1 protein-coding gene and 1 pseudogene are annotated in these 1,083 nt (G+C 30.3%); both read left to right on the top strand.

What is annotated here, in order from left to right; translation table 11 throughout:
- The coding region (locus tag ABJD66_RS14185) for an energy transducer TonB (RefSeq protein WP_348132806.1) at positions 1–745 on the top strand (745 nt) is incomplete at its 5' end.
- 17 nt (positions 746–762) lie between these two features.
- A pseudogene (locus ABJD66_RS14190) lies at positions 763–1,083 on the top strand (energy transducer TonB); the annotation flags it as partial.

Here is a 1,083-nt window from a genome sequence, read left to right on the forward strand (position 1 = left end):
TAAAAAAGAACAATACGAGTTATTATTATCTCAAATTTTTGAGACAAAAAATATCTCATTCATCAACCATTTTTATAAATCATCATTAATTAAAAAACGAATAGTTATGTTACAAAAATCAAAATCTGGTAAAGTTTTAAAGCTAAAATATTTAGCATTAGTACCATTAGTTGCAGGTATGTTATTCTATACCTCTTGTGAAACAGAAAACAATGCTGAAATAGATGCAGTAGAAGCAAAAAGTAGTGTTGATGAGGTAGAGGCATTAGATGAGATTGTTATTGTAGGTTATGCTGCAGATCCAAGCACAATACAAACAAATTCTGATGTTAAGCTAATTAAGTATTCAAGCAATGAAGAAGCAAATAATTCTAGTGTTTTTGATGAAGAAGAAGGTGATTTAGTGCCTTTTTCAACAATAGGTACACCACCAGCTTTTCCTGGTAATGAAAATGCAGAAAACCCTAGAGAAAATTTTAATAAGTCGTTAAATGAGCACATCAGAAAAAACTTTAATTACCCAGAAGAAGCTCAAGAAAAAGGCATACAAGGTAGAGTAAATATTAGCTTTATTATAGAAGAGGATGGCTCTGTAAAAAACTTGCAAATGCGTGGTCCAGATAAACTTTTGGTAAATGAGGTTGCACGTATTATTAGCAGACTACCTAAGTTTTCTCCAGGAATGGAAAATGGTAAGGCAGTTAAAGTTCCTTTTTCATTGCCAATAACCTTTAGACTAAAGTAATAAAAATTTAAATAAAGATGGTACAGTGTATAGTTTTAGTAATCACATTTCAGTTGTTGTTTTTAGCAATTTATGATTTGTTTTTAAAGAAGGAAACTTTTTTTCATAGCAACCGAGTGTATTTAATAGCTACGTTTTTAGTGTCTTTATTTTTACCCTTTGTAAAATTGCCTGTATTTAAAACTGTAGTATCACAGCAATATGCAGCCATTGTTTTAGATGAAATTGTATTAACAGCAAATTCATCTCAGGCTACAGAAGAGAGCAGTTTTCCTTGGCTTAAAGTGTTATTTGTAATTGGAGCAGTAATATCATTTGCTTTGTTTGTTTATAAAACT

Source organism: Cellulophaga sp. (genome assembly GCF_039943695.1).
Taxonomy (GTDB): domain Bacteria; phylum Bacteroidota; class Bacteroidia; order Flavobacteriales; family Flavobacteriaceae; genus Cellulophaga.